We start from the raw sequence: 21,231 nt of genomic DNA, 5'->3' as shown, positions 1-21,231 counted from the left end.
TTTGCCGAAATCTCAAGCCTGTGCCATGGTGGCCAGGTCCAACTTGCCGCTGGATTTTAACGTCAGGGCCGGACCACCGATCCCAAGCGCGTCAACCGCGATCAATCCGAACAGCCGATCTGGCCCATGGATGGGGATCATGCAGCCCCAAAGGGAACATCACGATAAATTGGCAGCTGATTTTTGCGCCGCGCAAGGTACTGGAATATGTCGTGCTGCATGAGCTTGCCCACTTAAAGGTCCGCAACCACGGCCCTAAGTTCTGGCGTTTTCTTTCAACACTCGAACCCGACTATCAGCGATCAAAAACGTGGCTGGAGAAACATCAGTCCACTCTGTCTGCTGATTTTCTTAGGCGCGGGTAGGACTAAGCTGCGCATGACAACTGGCTATTGCCTTCTCAAGCCCTGGTTTTGCTATGGGGCAAAGTGGTCTGAAATTTCCTGGTTCGCCCATTGGGCGAGCTTGCCAAGAACGCCTTCAGCATGATTTTCATTCCACTGATTCCAAAGATCATCCTTGATTATGCCAATATGGGCTTTTCGAATTTCCGTGAAAGTGGAGGGCATGCCAGGATGGAGCTTGCTTGCGGAAGCGATTCCCCGAGCACTTATACTGTCTGCATACTGAAGCCACTGCTCTTTCGTGAAGTCCTGTGTCTTGGACAGAAGAACAATTGTCCATCCACCAAAGGCAGGCTTCAGTTTAAGTAGGTCTTCGACCGGCTGCTTAGTTACCTGTGATCGTTCGATGCGGATATGTGTTGAATCCCCGTACGGTGGTTCTAGATTTTTTGCGATTTGTTCTGCCCGCTTATCGTAAACTGTCAGGTGGGCTCTCCCGTTCGGTCGAGAAAAGGGCGATTTTTGGTTGCTGTGCTTTATGTAAAATTGTTTTGTCTGAACGCCGGTATCTGGATGCGTCGCAATCCAAATTTTCCAGACTTTTTGGTGGTGAATGAGTATATCGCTAGCATCGCAACCAAGGAGATCGACTGCGGTATCCAAGCGAGTGACTATCGCTTCCTTGAACAGAGCGCGGAAGGGTATGAACTCACCCACTACTGCATCCCAGGTCGATTCCAATTTTATCAGACCATCGAGACCGAGCTTGGCCGGGTTGATCTGCAATCTGACTGGAGCCTTCTTCAAGTTGGAGGGAAAGCTCAGCAAGGGTTGCGTGGATACGCCAGGTAAATTTGCCACAATGTTGTTGCGATATTGAGGGAGCTTACGTTCTTTTGGAGCTGGGAGAAGCTGTTCAAACTCGTCTGAACTTGCAGCTAGTTGCAATTGTTTCCAGATGTGGAGCCAAAACTTATTTGGATCTGTCAGTTGGGTGGGAAGTTTAGCCTCCGCCGTATTGTTGACGATGTAGTCGTATGCAGCTTCTGCCCGGCACGTAATGGCGATGGTGTCGATTATCGGCTTCAGAACGTTTACCGTTGGAACCAACTGAGCCTTGTATGCGATTGGTTTGGGCGGACCGTATTTTATGGTGACTGCCATGGCCCCTCGCATCGGATGCCGTGAAGCTGGCGCCCCTTTGGCAAATTGTGTTTGAGGGGCAAATCAATATTCGTGCCAGTTTAGCCAGCATGGCTGACCCGTCAGTAGGTGCGCAGCAACTGATTGTTTTACATCGCCCGCACCACGACATGTGTGACCATACAGCGGTCAATGTCGGCTGTTAGAAGTATTCACTATCGTTTTCGGACCGTTGCTGCCGCGTGCAACTAGTTGCACGACGTTGCAAAGCACCAAACGCTTCACAATTCGAACCTTAGTGTGATTTGCGAAAGCGCAAAACTCTATTTTTATTTCTGTAAAAACAAGGAGTTACCGCGCGCCAGAAGGACTAGCCCCTCATTGCAGCGAACTGACATCTGAGAAGACGTGCGTGAACGCTGCTCCTATAACCGGACGCCGTTCAAAAAGTGCAACTAGCTGCAATTGCCCTAAAGAACTGAGTTTGCGTCGGTAGGGATAAGGGTGGCCAAAGGGTGGCCACCCCATGTCCACGGTCGCGGACGACAAATTACTGACCAGCCATTTCGGTCTGGCCGTTCTCCCAACGGCAGAGATTGGTGCTTCCCCAGGGGGCGTTTCCGAAGTCGTCGTTGTCAAACCGCTTAAATATGGCGCCGTCTCTCCACAGCAGCGTGTACGGCTGAAACCCGGTATAACCTCCGTAGGAATTCTTGGCATTCACATAAATGTTGGCGGCATAGCCGGTCCAGATGACATCGCCTCCGAGCATATAGCCCTTGTTGCAGTAGGCTTTGCCGACGTAACCAATTCTGAATTGAGCCGATGCGGGGTCCTTGAGCGTTAGCTCAAAATGCGCCTTTGCCTCTTCCTCTACATTTGGCTCCACACCGTAGTCAGCATCCGCCGCGGGCTGTTGAAAGCCACCCGAACCTGAGGCCCCACCACTGGCGCAAGCCGTTGCAACAAAAGCCAACCCAATCAGTCCCAGCCGCATTCTGTACTCCCAATATAATCCTAAAATGGGATTATCCCCAATCAGGATTACGAGGGCAACAGTTTTTTTGTCCTCGAGGCGGCTGTGGGAAAATCCCTACGATCAAAAGCCCATGTTGCCCTTATTGGGGAACTAAAGAAGGCACGCCTGGATGCTGGTCTTTCTCAGCAACAGGTCGCCGAGCGCCTTGGACAGCCGCAGTCCTACGTTGCCAAGATTGAGCTTGGTGAGCGACGTGTGGATGTTGTTGAGTTTCTTCAGCTTACGGCCGTTCTAGGCGCATCGTGGAATGCCATCCTGAAGCGTGTGATTGCAGAATAAAAATTCTGGTTCAACGCTCCCAGAGCGCAAGCCTGGAACTTCCCCGGAAAGTAGCGCATGCGCCTGATTGAAAAAGCCGGGCACGCCTATCTATTTCTTGCGCAACTTGGCCTTCACATCCTCCGAAAGGCCGAGGTCCAGTTGCTCGACATAGCTCCACAACACGTCGATCTTGCTTCCAGAGCCATAGTTGTGCGCCGCTTCACTGTCCGAATGGCCCATAATGAAATGCTGTTCGCCTTCCGGAACCTTGGCATTTCTCAACGCATCCTTGAACGTGTGCCGGAAGCTATGTGCGACGATGCGCGGATCTTTCAGCCCGGCCCGGTCGATATACCGTCCAATGACTTTGGAATAGTAATTCGGAATGGAAGTACCTTCAGAGGTGATGCCTCGAAACAACCGCTCTCCCGGCTTCTGCTTCTGACGATTGCGGACAAAGTCTCCAAAACCGAATGCGATAAGGTCGGGATGGATTGGAACAAGCCTGTCTGACACATCCTGCTTCAGCGTCAGCTTCGCAAGGTCGATATTGAAGTGTGGATGATCACAGTCGACAAATACATCTTGCGCCGCAATCTGAAGGGGTTCCGCCAGCCGCATCCCGGAATAGAGCAGCACCAGCGGCATCCAGAACTGATCGTCCTTGACGCGGTACGGTCCTGGAACATGGCGCTTCTTGGCACTCTTGTATCCAGTGAACATTGGCGAAGAGAACAGCTGATTGACTTCATGCGGCTCAAACGGACGGCGCTTTTCGCTATTCGGCGTCTTCTTGACCTTAACCTGCAGCTTGTTGCCAGGGGCGACATTCACCGCGCCCATTTTCTCAAGCCAGCGGAAGAACGCTTTCGCCGTGTCGAACTTCTTTTTTGCCGTCTTGGTATGGACGCGCTTCGAGCCATCCGGCGTCACTGCCTTCGCCAGAGGCGTTTCGGACGGCGTATTCACCTTCAGCTGAACCAGCAGTTTCTGGAACTCCAGAACGTGTTCATTGGTGATGGCGCGTACATCCCGCTCGGGGCCAAGGTGTTCAGCTAACCAGTTCAGAACCACCCGCTTTTCGCGGATCGTCGCTGGCCTGCTTTCATCTGCCTCCAGGTATTGCTGAATTCGAACGGAGAGTGTTCCGCCTGTACCGCCCTGGAAATAGTCTGATGACGGTGTTGGTGGTGCTGGATTGGCTGAAGCTAGTTGCACGACCTTCTTTTGGAACAAGTTGTCTTCAGGCGAATACGCGCCGAACAGGTCATCCTCCCGATAGATACCGTGGCGAATTTCCTCCATCCTTGCACGGACAATACCCTCCAGAAGTCTCGCGGCCGTCAGCGCTGAAACATCGGCTAGACTGAGCCCCTGATCGGAGAGGAGCTGTTCTGCATCTGCCTGGATGTATGCTGGATAATCGTTCTGCTCCAGCATAGCCGCATACTTGCCGCTTTGCCGTTCTGCAGCCCCCTCTATGTGTATCCGGTGATCAGAACGCTCTCCGGGGGCAAAGCCGCCAGGCGGGGAATAATTCGCCAGCAGGGACTCAAAGAAGCGGTTGAGCAGCGGCTTTACATCGATTTCTATCGTCGGCTTCATGGCATGGAGGCTGGCACAAAAGCCAGCGAAGCGCGAGTGCGACTCAAGGGAAAGCAATCTGGCCTGGGCGTAGTTGCTGGTCCGCAGAGACCGCTGGACCTCCTTGCACCCGAGTACGGCATGGAGATTCTTCGGAACAGACAGGCGCACCTGATACACACCGCCTCGGCGCACGAGGCCTGGAACCCGCCGCCCAGTCATGAGCTCGCCCCGTCACGCACGCATTGGGACAGCCCATCGTGACAGTGTGGTGTTTTCTGTGCCGCCTGAATTTCTAGATCGCTGTTATAAAACGCTTTTCCAGAAAAGTGGCGGAGGGAAAGGGACTGGAATCCAACGTTCTCCACATGCGCGCCAGCGCCAGAAACTCAGGTGGCAGCCTGTAATCGTCTGATCTGCATACTCAGTCGCGCGAGCGCTGATCGGTCGTCGGTGCGCGCGTGGCGGTGGTTTCGTGCTGGAAGAACCAAGCCTTCGCGATCTCCGTGGCCACCATGTAGCCACCGACGATCGCCACCACGGCGACCAGCTCCGTGGCCGAAAGGGGCACGAAGCCGAACAGCGCACTTGCCGCGCCGAGGAACGGCACAGCAGGTGTCGCTGCCGCGACAGCGAGGGTTAACCACAGCAGCAACCGGCTGGGCCGACTGCGGAAGGCTGGCTTGCGGGTCCGCAGGACGAGCATCACCGCCAGTTCGGTCAAGAGCGAGATCATGAACCACGAGGTCTGGAATACCGCCTGTCCGGCGTGGAAGACATAGAGCAGGACGCCGAAGGTCAGCAGGTCGAAGACCGAGCTAATCAGGCCGAAGACGATCATGAACTTCCGGATGTCCCTGACGTTCCAGCGCTGCGGGCTGGACAGGCGCTCGGGGTCCACATTGTCGCTGGAGATGGCCAGCGAGGGCAGGTCCGACAGGAAGTTGTTGAGCAGGATCTGCTTGGCCGCCAGCGGCAGGAACGGCAAGAGCGGCGTCGCGAGCGCCATGCTGATCATGTTCCCGAAATTGGCGCTGGTGGTTATCGAGATGTATTTGAGCGTGTTGGCGAAGGTGCGTCGCCCGTCTTCGACGCCCTGCCGCAGCACATCGAGATCGCGACTGAGCAGGATGATGTCGGCGCTTTCGCGGGCGACATCGACCGCCTCTGCGACCGAAATGCCGACATCGGCGGCATGCAGCGCCGGTGCATCGTTGATCCCGTCACCAAGATAGCCCACCGAGTTGCCGGTCCGCTGCAGCGCGCGGACGATGCGCTCCTTCTGCTGCGGGTCGATCTCGACGAACAGATCGGTGCGGGGGGCGAGGTGCCAAAGTGCCTCGTCCTTCATCCCGGCCAGATCTTCACCCGTCAGCATGTATCTGGCATCCAGCCCGACAGCCTCGGCCATGTGGGCGGTGACATGGCGGTTGTCGCCGCTGATCACCTTGATGGCGATGCCGAGCCGGGCGAGGTCAACGATCGTTTCCCGCGCTTCGGGCTTCGGCGGATCGAGGAACACGAGGAAGCCGCGAAACACCATGTCGCGCTCGTCGTCGCGCTCATAGTCGGGCTTGGAGGCAACCCGGCGTGTGGCCAGCGCAAGAACGCGGAAACCTTCTTCGCCCTTTGCCCGGAAGACTGCATCGAGGTCGGCGCGCGCGGCGGCGTCAAGCGGCAGCTCGGCCCCATCGCGCTCGAATGCCGTGCAGCTGGCCAGAACATTCGAGAACGCACCCTTGGTGACGATCAGGTGATTTCCGGGGTCGGCGCTTTCGGCCACCACGATGGTCAGCCGCCGGCGCACGAAGTCGTAGGGGATCTCGTCGATCTTGGTCAGAGCCGCGGTCGTCAGTCCGGCCGATGCACCGGCAGCAATGATGGCGGCATCAAGCGGGTTATCGATCCCGGTCTCGAGTGCTGCATTGACATAGGCGAGCTGCCGAACCGCGTCCGAAGGTCGGGCCGTCGCATCCAGGACCTCGCTCAGAACAATAGTGCCTTCGGTCAGCGTGCCGGTCTTGTCCGTGCACAGGACGGTCATGCTGCCAAGGTTCTCGATGGCATCCAGCCGCCGCACGATCACCCCGCGCCTGCCCATCGCACGCGCCCCTGCCGACAGCGTGACGCTGATGATCGCGGGCAGAAGTTCTGGCGATAGTCCCACCGCCAGCGCTGAGGCGAACAGCAGCGACTCGACCACCGGGCGATCCAGCAACAGGTTCACCGTCAGCACGAAGAGGACGATCACCACCATGACCCGGATCAGCAGAAACCCGAACTGGCGCACGCCGCGCGCAAAATCCGTCTCGGGCTGGCGCGCGTGCAGCCGTGCCGCGATGGCGCCGAATTCTGTCCGGCGGCCTGTCTTGACGACCAGAACCCTTGCGGTGCCACTGCGCACCGATGAGCCCAGGAAAACCGTGTTCGTCCGCTCGGAAAGCGGGGCATCGGCAGCGGCGATGCCGGGCCGCTTCTCAACCGGAAAGGACTCGCCCGTCATGCTGGCCTCGGTGACGAGGAAATCCTGCGCCTCGAGGATGATTCCGTCGGCAGGGATCAGGTTTCCCGCCGACAGCAGGATCACGTCGCCGGGCACGATCTGCGTCACCGGCAGCACACGTTCCGCACCGCCGCGCAGCACCCGTGCCGTCAGCGCAAGGCGTTTCTTCAGGTCCTCGACGGCCGCCGAGGCGCGGTATTCCTGAAAGAAGCCGAGCAGCGAACTCCCCAGCACGATGGCCAGAATGATCCCCGCATCGACCCATTGCTGAAGGACGAGAGACATGGCCGCCGCGAAGGCCAGGATCAGGACGAGCGGGCTTTCGAACTGTCGCAGAAGAAGGCGCAGGGCGCTCAGGCGCGGCGCATCCTCGACTCTGTTCGGGCCCACGATGGAAAGCTGTGTTGCTGCCTGATCAGGGGTGAGGCCACCCGGTCCCGCGCCCAGGGCCGCTGCCAGCGCGGCCGCATCCAGGCTCCAGTAGCTTGCGTCGCGGGGCGGATCGGCCATCGGACCCTCTTGCACCAGTCGGGGCATGGGCACGGGCGTCATGCGACCACGGTGCCGAAGACGGCGCCGATCCCGGCCGTCAGCGCCATGGCAAGCGCACCCCAGAAGGTCACGCGCAGCGTTGCCCTGGTCACGTTCGCGCCGCCCGCCCGTGCGCCGATGGCTCCGAGCAGGGCCAGAAACAGCAGGGACGCGACCGAAACGCCGACCACCAGCGTCTCTCGCGGCATCACCGGCACCATCGCCAGCGGCATCGCGGCCCCCAGGGCGAAGGTCGCGGCCGAGGTCAGCGCAGCCTGGATGGGGCGCGCCGCCGTCACCTCGGAGATGCCGAGTTCGTCGCGCGCATGCGCCCCGAGCGCATCCTTCGCCATCAGTTGATCAGCCACCTGGTGCGCCAGATCGACCGACACGCCGCGATCGATATAGATCCGCGCGAGTTCCTCGCGCTCGAACTCGGGCTGGGCGACCAGCTCGGCCCGCTCGCGGGCGAGGTCGGCCCGTTCGGTGTCGGACTGCGAGCTTACCGAGACATATTCGCCGGCTGCCATGGACATTGCGCCCGCCACGAGCCCAGCAACGCCCGCCACCAGCACCTCAGGCGTCGCGGCCGAGGCCGCGGCCACGCCGACGATCAGGCTGGCGGTCGAGACGATTCCGTCATTGGCGCCCAGCACCGCCGCCCGCAACCAGCCGATGCGCGAGACGAGGTGGGATTCGGGCTGCGTGTGAAGTCGCGGCATGTCTTGTCCCGGAAATGATTTCGTTCTTTCGCTTCTACGCTTGCTGCCTTGGCTTTGATAGCTGGCGCAGGAGAACCGGGAACAAGAAGGCAATCGAGAAACCGGAATGGACGGGTCAGGCAAGAAAGCCGGCAAATTCGGCGGTTCCGACTTGCGATCAACTCTCGGGTAAACTCCCGCCCGTCGGGAGCTTGCCTTCATCTGCCGCCTGATCTCCCTTTTTGCCAGCCGACCCGTGTAACGGAATCAACCCGGCGATGGTAAGAGCCGCAAACACGGCCCCGGCCAGAAAGGTCCATTCCGCGCCGAAGGCATCCCACAGCACCCCGGCGATGACGCTTGCGGCCAGAAGCGCCGCGCCGGTCACCAGATTGAACATGCCGAAGGCCGTGCCCCGCAGTTCCGGCGGCGCGCTGTCGGCCACCAGCGTGGCGAGGATGCCCTGGGTGAAGCCCAGGTGCAGCCCCCAGAGCACCAGACCGGACATGATGCCCCAGAGGCCCGGCGCAAAGGCCAGCACCAGGTCGGCGGCAATCAGCAGCACCAGGCCGACGATCAACAGACCGATGCGGTTCATGCCGTCCGACAGCACACCCACCGGATAGGCCGACAGCGCATAGGCGATGTTCAGCACGACCAGCACCAGCGGCACGAACATCAGCGACAGGCCCATTCCCTCGGCCCGCAGGATCAGGAATGCCTCGCTGAACCGCGCCAGCGTGAACACCGCCGCCACCGCGACCACCCACCAGTAGATCGCGCCCAACCCCCCGAGTTCGTGGTGGCTGAGCGGGTTCCTGACCTTCCGCAGCCCCGCGGGGCGCGCGGGTTCGTGCACGACGAACAGGATCAGCGCCAGCGCGGCAAAGGCCGGGATCACCGCCACCCAGAAGACCGAGGCGAAATCGTCCGCGAAAAGCCACATCAGACCGATGGCGAGCAAGGGCCCGATTAAGGCCCCGACAGTATCCAGCGACTGGCGCAGCCCGAAGGCGGCGCCGCGCAATTCGGGCGGGGCGATATCGGCCACCAGCGCGTCGCGCGGCGCACCGCGGATGCCCTTGCCCACCCGGTCGATGAATCGCGCCGCCACAAGCCAGCCGACGGACGGCGCCAGAGGAAAGATCGGCTTGGTGATCGCAGCCAGCCCATAGCCGAGCGCCGCGAGTTCCTTGCGCTTGCCGATCCGGTCGCTGAGCGCCCCGGAAAAGACCTTGGTGATCGCGGCGGTTGCTTCCGCGATCCCTTCTATGATGCCGACCGTCAACGCGGTCGCTCCAAGGCCCACGACCAGATAGACCGGCAGCAGCGCGTGGATCATCTCGGAGGAGACATCCATCAGCAGCGAGACGAACCCCAGCGCCCAGATCCCGGCTGGCAGGCGGCGCCAGGCCGCGCGGCTGTCGCGGCGATCGCCCGGTTCGGATGTCGATCCGCCGTCAGTCATGGTGGCGGCCTTCGCGCTCGGCCTGCTCGCGGCTCAACCCGACGTCGCGCAGGAGGCGGGCGTCGAGACCCCCAGGTGCCGCCCTCTGCCTCCGGCGGTCCTGCCAGGGCAGGAACCGGTCGAGCCGCGCGCGGCCCTGGCGTCCGCCCGCGGACAGAAGGATCGCGCCGGCCCCGGCAAGGCCGACGACGATGGAAACCGGAACAGTTGGCGACAGCAGCATGACACCCTCACTTGTTCTCGTCATGGGCGTCGAAGACGCGGTGGGCATAATCGTCGAGAACCGCCTCGCAGCCCGTCAGCCGGCTGCGGCGTGCTTCCTCGGCCTTCTCGCCGCCGTAGAATCCAGCTTCTCGATCCTGGAAAGCCAGCCCTGAAGCTTCTTCAGGTCGCGATCGCTCTCGTCGAGCTCGGCGTAGGTATAATGGCTCAAGGCGAGTCAGTCAAGGCGAGTATCTGCCGACCGGGGAGAGAGTTGTCTTCACTTCCTGGTCAACCAACGCAGTCATGGCACTCCAACCAGAAGTGGAGATGCATGACCATGACCGACACGGTTCTGGCCCGGCTGGCGGCTTTGAAGGCCACGCCCACGCCGGACCTCAAGAAGCTCTGGCGCGATCTCTTCGACGCTGAGGCGCCACCTTACAATCGTCGTTTCCTCGAAAGCCGACTTGCCTATCGGATTCAGGAACTGGCCTATGGCGGGCTGAAGCCCACCACCGTCGAGCGCCTCGAGGCTTTGGGCGAACAACTCGACGGCGGCAACATCGTGCTGCGGCGGGTCCGCGCCGATGACAAACCGATCACCGGCACCCGACTCATTCGCGAATGGCAAGGGGTCGAGCACACCGTCACCGTTCTGAATGTTGGATATGAATGGCAGGGAAGGCCCTATCGCTCCCTCTCCGCCATCGCCCGCGCCATCACCGGCACGCGCTGGAACGGCTGGGTCTTTTTCGGCCTCAAGAACCGGCGAGGTCAGGCATGACGAGATCGCCCGCATCCGCCAAACCCATCCGAAAGCTGCGCTGCGCGGTCTATACGCGCAAGTCGACGGAAGAAGGGCTGGAGATGGAATTCAACAGCCTCGACGCCCAGCGCGAGGCTTGTGAGGCCTATATCGCCAGCCAGAAGGCCGAAGGCTGGGTGCTCTATCCCGAGTCCTATGATGACGGCGGCTTCTCGGGCGGCACGCTGGACCGGCCGGCGCTGAAGCGCCTGCTCGCCGACATTGAGGACGGCCGGATCGACGTGGTCGTCGTCTACAAGATCGACCGGCTCAGCCGCTCGCTGATGGATTTCGCCAAGCTGGTCGAGGTGTTCGATCGCGGCGGGGTCACCTTCGTCAGCGTGACCCAGTCGTTCAACACCACTACGTCCATGGGGCGGCTTACGCTCAACATCCTGCTCAGCTTCGCCCAGTTCGAGCGCGAGGTGATCGGCGAGCGCATCCGCGACAAGATCGCCGCCTCGCGCAAACGCGGCATGTGGATGGGCGGCTTCGTGCCGCTCGGCTACGAGGTCAGGGACCGCAAGCTGGTGATCAATGATGCCGAGGCCGCGACGGTCCGGATGATCTTCGAGCGCTTCGTCGAGGTGGGTTCGGCGACGGCGTTGGCCCGAGCGCTCGCTGCCGAAGGCGTGCGGACGCGGCGCGGTCGGCTCGTCGACAAAGGCTTTCTCTACAAACTGCTCAACAACCGGGTCTATATTGGTGACGCCGTACACAAGGGGACTGCTTATCCCGGCGAGCACGAAGCCATCATCTCTCGCGCCTTGTGGGACAAGGTTCACGGAATCCTGCGCGAGAGCCCGAGGGTGCGCGCGGGCCGGACGCGCGCAACGACGCCGGCCCTGCTGAAGGGGCTCATCTTCGGGCCGACCGGCTGCGCGATGACGCCGACGCACACGCGGCGCGGCGACAAGCTCTACCGCTACTACGTCAGCCAGTCCGTTCTGAAGCGCGGAGCCGATGCCTGCCCGGTGGGCCGCGTGCCCGCCGCCGAGATCGAGGGCGCGGTGGTCGACCAGCTGCGCGGCCTCCTTCGTGCCCCGGAAGTGATCGTCGGCACATGGCGGTCGGCACGACCCGAGATCGATAGCTTGTCCGAGGCTGAGGTCAGGGAAGCGTTGGAGGGGCTCGACCCGCTCTGGGATGAGCTATTCCCGGCCGAGCAAGCACGCATCGTTCAGCTTCTCGTCGAGCGCGTCGAGGTCGGACAGGAAGGCGTCGACATTCGCCTCCGCGTCGATGGGCTGGCTTGTCTGGTTCATGAGCTCGGCGGCATGGCCGACAATCCGCGGAGGGCAGCATGAGAGCCGGCGACGCCGCCACCGATGACGGGCGCACACTGACGGTCCGCGTACCCCTGACCCTCCGGAAGCGTGGCGGGCGCAAGCAGGTGGTCATGCCCGACGGGGCGTGTTGGGGCCAGCCCCGCCCGCGCGTCGACAACACCATGGTGAAGGCGATCGCCCGGGCCCACCGCTGGAAGCGCCTCATGGAGAGCGGCCGATTCGCCTCGGTGACCGAGCTGGCCGAAGAGGAGAAGATCAACCAGTCCTATCTGTGCCGGGTCCTGCGCCTGACCCTGCTGGCCCCGGACATCGTGGAGATGATTCTCGACGGAAGGCAGCCGGCCGCCTTGCAGATGGACGCTCTGTTGAAGCCCATGCCGCTAGAGTGGGCGGCACAGCGGGCTGCGCTGGGCCTCTGATGTCGATCGCCGGCCACGAAACCGCGCGCCCGTCAAGTTTCTATTGCCCGGCGATCATCTCTCCACTAGCGTGATCGAAGAGCCCAGTAACTAGGCATGCCTAGTTAACGGACGGATCATGTCATTGGGAGTCCAGGGTGGCGACAGAGAAGGCCGATCTGCGATGGGGGGTCGAGCAACGGCTCGAATTCATCGAGTTCCGGCTGTTTTGGGAGGGGCATGTGAACCGGGGCGATCTGATGGAGGCGTTCGGTGTTTCGGTGAACCAGGCGTCCACCGACCTGAACCGCTATATTGGAATGGCGCCGCAGAACATGCACTACGACAAGAGCGCGCGTGCGTATGTCCGCAGCGCGGAGTTCACCCCACAGTTCCTGAAACCCGACGCGAGCCGCTATCTCGCGCAGCTTAGATCTGTCGCCGACGGAATTCTGGATCGCGCCGATGCGTGGATCGGCCAGTTTCCCCCCTACGATGCGGCGCCGACGCCCGTGCGGGGCGTCAATGCCAAGACGCTGCGCGCAGTGGTCGCTGCGATCCGCCGGTCCGAAGCGATCGAGGTCAAGTATCAGTCGCTGTCGCGGCCGGAACCGCGCTGGCGTTGGATTGCGCCACACGCAATCGGCTTCGACGGGTTCCGCTGGCATACCCGGGCGTTCTGTCTCAGCGACCGAAGCTTCAAGGACTTCCTGCTCTCGCGGATCATCGAGACCCGCGGCACCAAGCCGAGCGAGATCGGAGCAGAGGCGGATCACGATTGGAATGACGAAGTGGTGCTTGAGATCGGACCCCATCCCGATCTCTCGGATACCCAGAAGAAGGTGATCGCCCTGGATTACGGGATGCGTGGAGGAAAAACGAAAATCCGGGTTCGAAAGGCGCTGCTCTACTACGCGCTGCGCAGGCTCGGTCTGGATACCGATCCGATGGCGCGGCGTCCACAGGATCAACAGATCGTTCTGCTCAATCGGGATGCAGCTGGCCCGGGCTTGGCGCGGCGGGACAATGGGGAGGCTCGGGCATGAGCGAGACATTCTTCGAACGCCCGATCCTGAACTCGCCTTACGAGTATCCCCGCCGACATTGGGAGCTCGACGAGGACGGGCAGCCAACCAATCGCGTCATTGAAATACGGCGCCGATCCGACCTCATCACCCCGGTGCCGAAGCCGAAGAAGCGCCGCCAGGGACGCGGCAATCAGGCTCAGATGATCTTTGGCGACGAAGCCGGCCTGTCATCGGAGGAGCAGGAGTACAATCCCACCCCGATCATCAACGAGGTCCGCACCTATGTCGAAACCTGGCGCAGGCTTCCGAACCCCGACCAATGGCTGGTCACGCCGGAAACCGCGCGCCTTCTGACGCATTGGCGTCACCACAACTTCGAGGGCATCCGCCCCTTCTTCTGCCAGATTGAAGCGGTCGAAACCGCGATCTGGCTGACAGAGGTCGCGCCGAAGCTCGGTGCACGGACGAGGAAATTCTGGTCCCATATCGAGGGCGCCAACGCCCAGGCCAATCCGGAGCTCATGCGCTTGGCGCTGAAGCTCGCCACCGGCGCAGGCAAGACGACCGTGATGGCGATGCTGATCGCCTGGCAGACGGTCAACGCGGTCCGCCATCCGAACAGCAAGCAATTCTCGCGCGGGTTTCTGATCGTCGCGCCAGGCATCACCATCAAGGACCGACTGCGTGTCCTGCTGCCCAACGATCCGGAAAGCTACTACCGGCACCGCGAGATCGTGCCGCCCGACATGCTCGCCGATATCGATCGGGCGAAGATCGTCATCACCAACTATCACGCCTTCAAATTGCGCGAGCGGATCTCCGTCTCCAAGGGCACCCGCACCACCCTGGAAGGCTGGCGCGGCGAGACGCTGCAGACGCTGGAAACCGAAGGACAGATGCTCCAGCGCGTCATGCCCGAACTCATGGGGCTCAAGAACATCGTCGTTCTGAACGACGAGGCGCATCACTGCTATCGCGAGCGGGTGAAGGACGCCGAAGGCGAAACCGAGGCCGACCTCAAGGGTGAGGAGAAGGACGAGGCCAAGGCCAACAACGAGGCGGCCCGGATGTGGATCTCCGGGCTCGAGGCGGTCAAACGCAAGCTCGGAATACCGCTCGTCTACGACCTGTCGGCCACGCCCTTCTTCCTGCGCGGCTCGGGTTATGCGGAAGGCACCTTGTTCCCCTGGACCATGAGCGACTTCTCGCTGATGGATGCGATCGAATGCGGCATCGTGAAGCTGCCGCGCGTGCCGGTCGCCGACAACATCCCCGGCGGCGACACCCCCAAGTTCCGCAATCTATGGGACCACATCGGCAAGAAGCTCCCGAAGAAGGGCCGCAGTGCCGGGAAGTCGCTCGACCCGCTGAGTCTGCCGGCCGAGCTTCTGACCGCGCTCGAAGCGCTCTATGGCCATTATCAGAAGACCTTCGAACTCTGGGAGCATGAGGGCATAGGCGTGCCGCCGGTCTTCATCGTCGTGTGCAACAACACCTCGACCTCGGAGCTGATCTACAAGTACGTCTCCGGCTTCCACCGCGAGAATGATGACGGGTCGAGCACGCTGGAGAACGGCCGCCTGGCGCTGTTCCGCAATTACGACGACTACGGAAACCGCATCGCTCGTCCGAACACGATCCTGATCGACTCGGCCCAGCTCGAATCCGGCGAAGCCCTCGACAAGGACTTCCGCGAGATGGCGGGCGACGAGATCGAGCGCTTCCGCCGGGAGATGATCGAGCGTACCGGCGACGTCCACGCCGCCGACAGCATTGACGACGCCACGCTCTTGCGCGAGGTCATGAACACCGTCGGCAAGAAGGGTCGGCTTGGCGAACAGGTGCGCTGTGTCGTCTCGGTCTCGATGCTGACGGAGGGATGGGACGCCAACACCGTCACCCATATCCTCGGCGTTCGCGCCTTCGGCACGCAGCTGCTGTGCGAGCAGGTGGTCGGCCGCGGCCTGCGTCGTCAGTCCTATGACCTCAACGAGGAAGGGCTGTTCAACGTGGAGTATGCCGACGTGCTCGGCATTCCGTTCGACTTTGCTGCCAAACCGGTCGTCTCCCCACCCGCCAAACCGCGCGAGACGGTGCGGGTCCATGCCGTCAAACCGGACCGCGATGCGCTGGAGATCGTCTTTCCGCGCGTCGAGGGCTACCGCGTCGAACTGCCCGACGAGCGGCTGGAGGCGGCTTTCGGGCCGGACCACGTCCTCCGTCTGACGCCGGAGCTTGTCGGTCCGTCGGTCACCAAGAACCAGGGCATCATCGGCGAGGGCGTCGATCTGACGGTCGCGCACCTGGAGGACATGCGGTCCTCGACCGTCCTGTTCCACCTCGCGCGACACCTTCTCTACAACAAGTACCGCGATCCGGGAGAGGAGCCGAAGCTCCATTTGTTCGGCCAGCTCAAGCGCATCACGCGCCAATGGCTCGAAGGCGGCTATCTCAAGTGCTCGGGCGGAACCTATCCCGCGCAGCTGATCTACAAGGAGATCGCCGACATGGCGGCCGAACGGATCAAGGCAGCCATCACCGAAACGCTCGCCGGCGACCGGCCGGTCAAAGCGATCCTCGACGCCTACAACCCCACCGGCTCGACGGCCTTCGTCAACTTCACGACGTCGAAGGAAACGCGCTGGCAGACCGACCCGCGCAAATGCCACGTGAACTGGGTCGTCTGCGACAGCGACTGGGAGGCGGAGTTCTGCCGCGTGGCGGAGGCGCACCCCAAGGTTCGCGCCTATGTCAAGAACCAGAATCTCGGTCTCGAGGTGCCCTACCTGATGGGCTCGACCCCCCGAAAATACATCCCGGACTTCATCGTCCAGGTGGACGATGGCCATCCAGACCCGCTGAACCTCATCGTCGAGATCAAGGGTTTCCGCGGCGAGGACGCCAAGGAGAAGGCGAACACCATGCGCGCCTATTGGGTGCCGGGCGTCAACAACCTCGAGAGATACGGCCGCTGGGCCTTCGCCGAATTCACCGCCGTCTACGAGATCGAGGCGGAGTTCAACAAACTGATCGCTGCGCAGTGCGAACACGCTGCCGCAGACGTCGTCGATCACGAGGTGTGACCTTGGGGAAGCAGGCAGCATTCAAGACCAATCCGGTCAGCCTTGAAGAACTGCTCCGGCATTGCGGAAGCGGGAAGATCCAGCTTCCCGACTTTCAGCGTAGCTGGGTTTGGGACGAGGAACGGATCAAGGGCCTCATCGCGTCGATCTCGCAAGCCTTTCCGGTCGGCGCCTTGATGACGCTGGAAGTGAAGCCGGGAGCCGCCGATACCTTCGCGCGGCGCCCGATCCAGGGCGCCGATCCAATCGCAGCCGCTGGCGCGCCGGACCAGCTCCTCCTCGACGGCCAGCAGCGCATGACGTCGCTCTACCAGACCTGCCTGCGGCGTGAGGTGGTGCAGACGGTCACGCCGCGCCTCAAGCTCGTGAAGCGCTGGTTCTACATCGACATCCGCAAGGCCATGAACCCGTCCGAGGATCGCGAGAACGCCATCGTCTCGGTGCCGGAGGATCGGCGGATCAAATCGGATTTCGACCGGAAGATCGAACTCGATCTCTCCACGCCGGAGCTCGAATACCAGAACCTCATGTTCCCTCTGAACCAGGTCTTCGACTGGGACGAATGGCAGGACGGGTTCAACGAGTTCTGGCTGGAGAAGGACCCAGAGACACGCAAGCTCTTCAAGCCGTTCAAGGACGAAGTCCTCCAGAACTTCAAGGCTTACCAGCTGCCGGTCATCGCACTGGGCCCCGACACCTCCCACGAAGCGGTCTGCCTCGTCTTCGAGAAGGTGAACACCGGTGGCAAGCCGCTCGATGCCTTTGAGCTCGTCACCGCCATGTACGCCGCCCGCGGGCATCGCCTCCGCGACGACTGGCTCGGCGCTGATGGCCAGGCCGGGCTGCAGACACGGCTGCAGCTCTACGGCCGCGCGGCCGAGCAGAAGTTCGGTGTTCTGGAGAAGGTCGCCGCGACAGATGTCCTGCAGGCGATTGCGCTCCTGCACGGCGTCGAGAAGCGCGCGGCCGAAATCGCCGCGGGCCGCAAGGAGTCCGAGCTCTCCGCCGTCCGGGCGACGCGCCAGTCGCTGCTGGACCTGCCGCTGGAGGCCTATCTGAAGCACCGTGGTGCGGTCGAGGAAGGGTTCAAGACGGCTGCCCGCTTCCTCCGCCAGAACCACATCTACCGCGTCATCGACTTGCCCTATCAGGGCCAGCTCGTCCCGTTCGCCGCGATCCTCGCGATCATCGGCCCGAAATTCGACCATGGCGCGGTTCGCGACCGGCTGGCGCGCTGGTTCTGGTGCGGCATCTTCGGCGAGCTGTACGGCTCCGCCATCGAATCCCGCTTCGCGAAGGACGTGCTCGAAGTCCCGGCCTGGCTCGATGGCGGGCCCGAGCCCAGCACCATCACCGAAGGGCGTTTCCGCCCCGAACGGCTGCGCACGCTGCGCACTCGGCTCTCCGCCGCCTACAAGGGCATCCACGCCCTGCTGATGGCCGAGGGCGCGATCGATTTCCGTTCGGGCCAGCCCTACGGCCAGACTGTGTTCTTCGACGAGTATGTCGACATCCACCACATCTTCCCGCAGGACTGGTGCAAAAAGCAGCAGATCGAGCCGAAGGTCTTCGACACCGTCGTCAATAAGACCCCGCTCAGCTACAAGACCAACCGCATCCTCGGCGGGGTCGCGCCTTCGGAGTATCTCTCCCGGCTGGAGAAGGGCGGAAAGGACACGCCGCCCATCGCACCCGACGCGCTGGACGAATACCTCGCCAGTCACGCGATGGACCCTGCACTTCTGCGCGCCGACCATTTCGAAGGATTCATGGCGGATCGTGAGGCGCGCCTCCTCGCCATGATCGCGAAGGCGACCGGCCACCCGGTCATCAAGGCCGGCGTGGCGCCCGAGGAAGGCGAAGATATCCCCCAGGATGACGAGGGCTTCGATCTGCCCGACGCGCAAGCAGAGGAGGCCGCGTAATGGCGAAGAAACCGATCGAGGTCGAGGCGCTGAAGCATAAGGCCGCCACGCGGCTGAACATCCCGACCGCCGAGTTCGAGAGCGTGATGCGCGAGGCGGACAAGACGCCGATCCAGCTCGCCTATGAGCGTCGCAACCGCGATCTCGATCCGCAACTCGTCTGGCGCGGCAAGGACGAGCAGGACTGGTCGGACCTCATCGTCTCCGCCCCGCCGCTCTACATCCAGGAGAAGGTGCACCCCAAGGTCATCATCGACGACCTCAAGCGCGAGACGAAGGCGCGCGCCGACGAGGCCGCGCCGCCGATGGCGGACCTCTTCGCCGATTTCAACGGCCTGCCCGATGCCGAGGCCGCGACCGAGTTCTACCAGCACGACGCGCACTGGTCGAACCGGATGATCTCGGGCGATTCGCTCTCGGTGATGGCCTCGCTGGCCGAGCGCGAGGGGCTGCGCGGGCAGGTGCAATGCATCTATTTCGACCCGCCCTATGGCATCAGGTTCAACTCGAACTTTCAGTGGTCCACCACCAGCCGTGACGTGAAGGACGGGGCGAAGGACCACATCACGCGCGAGCCGGAGCAGGTCCGCGCCTTCCGCGACACCTGGCGCGACGGCATCCACTCCTACCTGACTTACTTACGCGACCGGCTGACCGTAGCGCGCGACCTGCTGCACGAGAGCGGCAGCATCTTCGTGCAGATCGGCGACGAGAACGTCCATCGCGTGCGGGCGCTGATGGATGAGGTGTTTGGGGAGGGGAATTTCTGTTCTCTGATCCAAGTTCAGAAGACCGGGAGCCAAGCCGGTAATCTCCTAGCGTCAACCGTGGATTTCGTCCTTTGGTATGCTCGTTCCAAGGATAAGACGAAGTACCGGCAACTCTACAATCAGAGGATTGCGGGGCATGTGTCCTCTGATCGCTACGATCAGGTTGAGCTACCGGACGGTTCTGAACGCCGCTTAACGAGAGAGGAGCTAACGCGCTCGGACGAGACTCCGGAGGGCCGAATTTTTCGGCAAACCAGCTTGATCAGCTCCGGTCAAGCCTCCCAAGAACAAATTTTCTATTTTGACGGCAGAAAGTTCGGGCCTGGATCGGGCAGCCACTGGAAAACGACCATTCCTGGAATGGGCATGCTCAGCAAAGCTGGGCGGGTCACAGCCGGAAGATCTACTGTTCGGTACAAACGCTACATGGATGATTTCGCGGTGTTGCCGATCACTGATCGTTGGGAATCTATGCAGATCGGTACTGGTTTGATCTATGTCGTACAGACCAGCACATCGGTTGTGGAACGCTGCATCCTGATGACCACCGATCCGGGCGATCTGGTGCTCGATCCCACCTGCGGCTCGGGCACCACGGCCTATGTCGCCGAGCAGTGGGGGCGGCGCTGGATCACCATCGACACCAGCCGCGTCGCCATCGCGCTCGCCCGCTCGCGCCTGATGGGCGCGCGCTATCCCTATTACCTGCTGGCCGACAGCCCCGAGGGCCAGCAGAAGGAAGGCGAGGTCACACGCACGGCCCGGAAGACGACGCCGACCCGCGGCGACATTCGCATGGGCTTCGTCTATGAGCGCGTGCCGCACATCACCCTGAAGAGCATCGCCAACGATGCCGAGATCGACGTGATCTGGGAGCGCATGCAGCCGGCCGTCGAGGAGGCGCGGGCTGCCCTCAACGCCGCGCTGAAAGGACACCCGGAGCCTTATCCGGTCGAGAGCGGCGGCCGCGCCGGCAAGGTGATCGACTTCCGTGAAGCAGGCGAGGTGACGCTGCCCTCCGGCGAGCCCGCCCCCGCCGGCGGCTTCATGGAATGGGAGATCCCGCGCGAGGCGCCCAAGGCTTGGCCCGAGCCGGCGAAGGCCGCGCTCGCCCGCTTCTGGGAGGCGCGGATCGCGCGGCAGAAGAAGATCGACGCCTCGATTGCCGCCAAGGCCGAGTTCGAATATCTCTACGACAAACCTTATCCGGACAATTCAAAGGTCCGCGTCGCCGGCCCGTTCACGGTCGAGAGCCTCTCGCCCCACCGCACTCTGGCGGTGGACTGGAACGACGAGCTGATCGACGTGCTGGAGGCCGCCGAGGGCAAGCGCAAGGCCCCGGACAAGGGCATGGGCCGCGACGAGGCCGCGACCGACTTCGCGCAGATGATCCTCGAAAACCTCAAGGTCGCCGGCGTGCAGCAGGCGCACAAGGAGGACCGCATCACCTTCACCAGCCTGACCGGCTGGCCCGGCCGCTTCATCTGCGCGGAAGCGCTTTTTATGGAAGGCGAGAAGCAGAAGCGCGCAGGCATTTTCATCGGCCCGGAATTCGGCACCGTGTCCCGCCCCGATCTGGTCGCCGCCGCGCGCGAGGCGGGGGATGCCGGCTTCGACGTGCTGATCGCCTGCGCCTTCAACTACGACGCCCATTCCGCCGAGTTCGACAAGCTCGGCCGCGTGCCGGTGCTTAAAGCCCGCATGAACCCCGACCTGCATATGGGCGGCGACCTGAAATCGACCGGCGCCGGCAACCTCTTCGTGATCTTCGGCGAGCCCGACATCAAGATCGAGGAGGTTGATGGTCCGGGGGGCGACGGCATGATCCGGGTGAAGGTGTTCGGCGTCGACGTCTTCAAGCCGCAGACCGGCGAGGTGGTGAGCGAGGGCACCGACGGCATCGCGCTGTGGATGCTGGACACCGACTACAACGAGGAAAGCTTCTTCGTCCGCCACGCCTACTTCCTCGGCGCGAACGATCCCTACAAGGCGCTGAAGACGACGCTGAAGGCCGAAATCGACCAGGAGGCGTGGGAAAGCCTGCACAGCGACACGTCACGCCCCTTCCCGAAGCCGGCGTCGGGTCGCATCGCGGTCAAGGTCATCAACCACCTCGGCGACGAGGTGATGAAGGTGTTCTCGGTGGGGTGAGCAC

At 62.2% G+C, this 21,231-nt stretch carries 17 protein-coding genes and 1 pseudogene; 10 read left to right on the top strand and 8 right to left on the bottom strand.

Annotation, left to right across the window (positions count from 1 at the left end; all coding sequences use genetic code 11):
* A partial coding sequence (locus ACQKI2_RS05300; protein WP_427378656.1) for a M48 family metallopeptidase occupies positions 1 to 365 on the top strand: 365 nt, incomplete at its 5' end.
* A gap of 51 nt (positions 366 to 416) precedes the next feature.
* On the opposite strand, the gene ACQKI2_RS05295 is transcribed toward ACQKI2_RS05300, so the two are convergent.
* Positions 417 to 1,508, bottom strand: a complete 1,092-nt coding sequence (locus tag ACQKI2_RS05295; protein ID WP_427378655.1) for a hypothetical protein — start codon at positions 1,506 to 1,508, stop codon at positions 417 to 419.
* Positions 1,509 to 2,037: 529 nt separating this feature from the next.
* Positions 2,038 to 2,484, bottom strand: coding sequence for a hypothetical protein (locus ACQKI2_RS05290; protein WP_427378654.1), 447 nt, complete (start codon positions 2,482 to 2,484; stop codon positions 2,038 to 2,040).
* An 84-nt stretch (positions 2,485 to 2,568) separates the two neighbouring features.
* Here ACQKI2_RS05290 and ACQKI2_RS05285 point away from each other — a divergent pair, with 84 nt between their 5' ends.
* Positions 2,569 to 2,805, top strand: a complete 237-nt coding sequence (locus ACQKI2_RS05285) for a helix-turn-helix domain-containing protein (RefSeq protein WP_427378653.1) — start codon at positions 2,569 to 2,571, stop codon at positions 2,803 to 2,805.
* Positions 2,806 to 2,895: 90 nt separating this feature from the next.
* Here the strand turns inward: ACQKI2_RS05285 and ACQKI2_RS05280 are convergent, their stop codons facing one another.
* The 6 genes and pseudogenes from ACQKI2_RS05280 to ACQKI2_RS05255 all read right to left on the bottom strand — a co-directional run bounded on the left by ACQKI2_RS05280 (position 2,896) and on the right by ACQKI2_RS05255 (position 9,797).
* Positions 2,896 to 4,392, bottom strand: coding sequence for a site-specific integrase (locus tag ACQKI2_RS05280; protein ID WP_427378662.1), 1,497 nt, complete (start codon positions 4,390 to 4,392; stop codon positions 2,896 to 2,898).
* A gap of 60 nt (positions 4,393 to 4,452) precedes the next feature.
* Positions 4,453 to 4,593 (bottom strand): annotated as a pseudogene (locus ACQKI2_RS05275) (DUF6538 domain-containing protein); the annotation flags it as partial.
* 202 nt (positions 4,594 to 4,795) lie between these two features.
* Positions 4,796 to 7,384: a magnesium-translocating P-type ATPase gene (gene mgtA, locus ACQKI2_RS05270; RefSeq protein WP_427378652.1), complete on the bottom strand. Its 2,589-nt coding sequence runs from the start codon at positions 7,382 to 7,384 to the stop codon at positions 4,796 to 4,798.
* Positions 7,385 to 7,422: 38 nt separating this feature from the next.
* Complete coding sequence (locus ACQKI2_RS05265) at positions 7,423 to 8,127, bottom strand: VIT1/CCC1 transporter family protein (protein ID WP_427378651.1); 705 nt, start codon at positions 8,125 to 8,127, stop codon at positions 7,423 to 7,425.
* Positions 8,128 to 8,284: 157 nt separating this feature from the next.
* The gene (locus ACQKI2_RS05260) at positions 8,285 to 9,574 is read right to left on the bottom strand and encodes an MFS transporter (protein WP_427378650.1); all 1,290 of its coding nucleotides are present in this window, start codon (positions 9,572 to 9,574) and stop codon (positions 8,285 to 8,287) included.
* Positions 9,567 to 9,797 (bottom strand): DUF1127 domain-containing protein, encoded by a 231-nt coding sequence (locus ACQKI2_RS05255; RefSeq protein WP_427378649.1) that lies wholly within the window; start codon positions 9,795 to 9,797, stop codon positions 9,567 to 9,569. Before ACQKI2_RS05255 ends, ACQKI2_RS05260 begins: the two co-directional genes overlap by 8 nt.
* Between ACQKI2_RS05255 and ACQKI2_RS05250 the strand changes: the two genes are divergently transcribed.
* The 8 genes from ACQKI2_RS05250 to ACQKI2_RS05215 all read left to right on the top strand — a co-directional run bounded on the left by ACQKI2_RS05250 (position 9,796) and on the right by ACQKI2_RS05215 (position 21,227).
* Complete coding sequence (locus ACQKI2_RS05250) at positions 9,796 to 9,951, top strand: hypothetical protein (RefSeq protein ID WP_427378648.1); 156 nt, start codon at positions 9,796 to 9,798, stop codon at positions 9,949 to 9,951. The genes ACQKI2_RS05255 and ACQKI2_RS05250 overlap by 2 nt on opposite strands.
* A gap of 158 nt (positions 9,952 to 10,109) precedes the next feature.
* Positions 10,110 to 10,562: a DUF2924 domain-containing protein gene (locus tag ACQKI2_RS05245; protein ID WP_427378647.1), complete on the top strand. Its 453-nt coding sequence runs from the start codon at positions 10,110 to 10,112 to the stop codon at positions 10,560 to 10,562.
* Positions 10,559 to 11,890: a recombinase family protein gene (locus tag ACQKI2_RS05240; protein WP_427378646.1), complete on the top strand. Its 1,332-nt coding sequence runs from the start codon at positions 10,559 to 10,561 to the stop codon at positions 11,888 to 11,890. The genes ACQKI2_RS05245 and ACQKI2_RS05240 overlap by 4 nt, the downstream gene beginning before the upstream one ends.
* Positions 11,887 to 12,291, top strand: a complete 405-nt coding sequence (locus ACQKI2_RS05235) for a hypothetical protein (RefSeq protein ID WP_427378645.1) — start codon at positions 11,887 to 11,889, stop codon at positions 12,289 to 12,291. The genes ACQKI2_RS05240 and ACQKI2_RS05235 overlap by 4 nt, the downstream gene beginning before the upstream one ends.
* Positions 12,292 to 12,428: 137 nt before the next feature.
* Positions 12,429 to 13,316: a WYL domain-containing protein gene (locus ACQKI2_RS05230; protein ID WP_427378644.1), complete on the top strand. Its 888-nt coding sequence runs from the start codon at positions 12,429 to 12,431 to the stop codon at positions 13,314 to 13,316.
* Entirely contained in the window at positions 13,313 to 16,381 is a 3,069-nt protein-coding gene (locus tag ACQKI2_RS05225; protein WP_427378643.1) for a BPTD_3080 family restriction endonuclease, read from the top strand. Before ACQKI2_RS05230 ends, ACQKI2_RS05225 begins: the two co-directional genes overlap by 4 nt.
* 2 nt (positions 16,382 to 16,383) lie before the next feature.
* Positions 16,384 to 18,306, top strand: coding sequence for a GmrSD restriction endonuclease domain-containing protein (locus ACQKI2_RS05220; RefSeq protein ID WP_427378642.1), 1,923 nt, complete (start codon positions 16,384 to 16,386; stop codon positions 18,304 to 18,306).
* Complete coding sequence (locus tag ACQKI2_RS05215) at positions 18,306 to 21,227, top strand: site-specific DNA-methyltransferase (protein ID WP_427378641.1); 2,922 nt, start codon at positions 18,306 to 18,308, stop codon at positions 21,225 to 21,227. The genes ACQKI2_RS05220 and ACQKI2_RS05215 overlap by 1 nt, the downstream gene beginning before the upstream one ends.
* Positions 21,228 to 21,231 lie beyond the last annotated feature (4 nt).

The organism is Hyphomonas sp. NPDC076881, from assembly GCF_050269995.1.
Lineage (GTDB): Bacteria > Pseudomonadota > Alphaproteobacteria > Caulobacterales > Hyphomonadaceae > Hyphomonas.
Note: the sequence above shows the minus strand (reverse complement) of the source record. Positions and strands in the feature narration are given on the sequence as shown.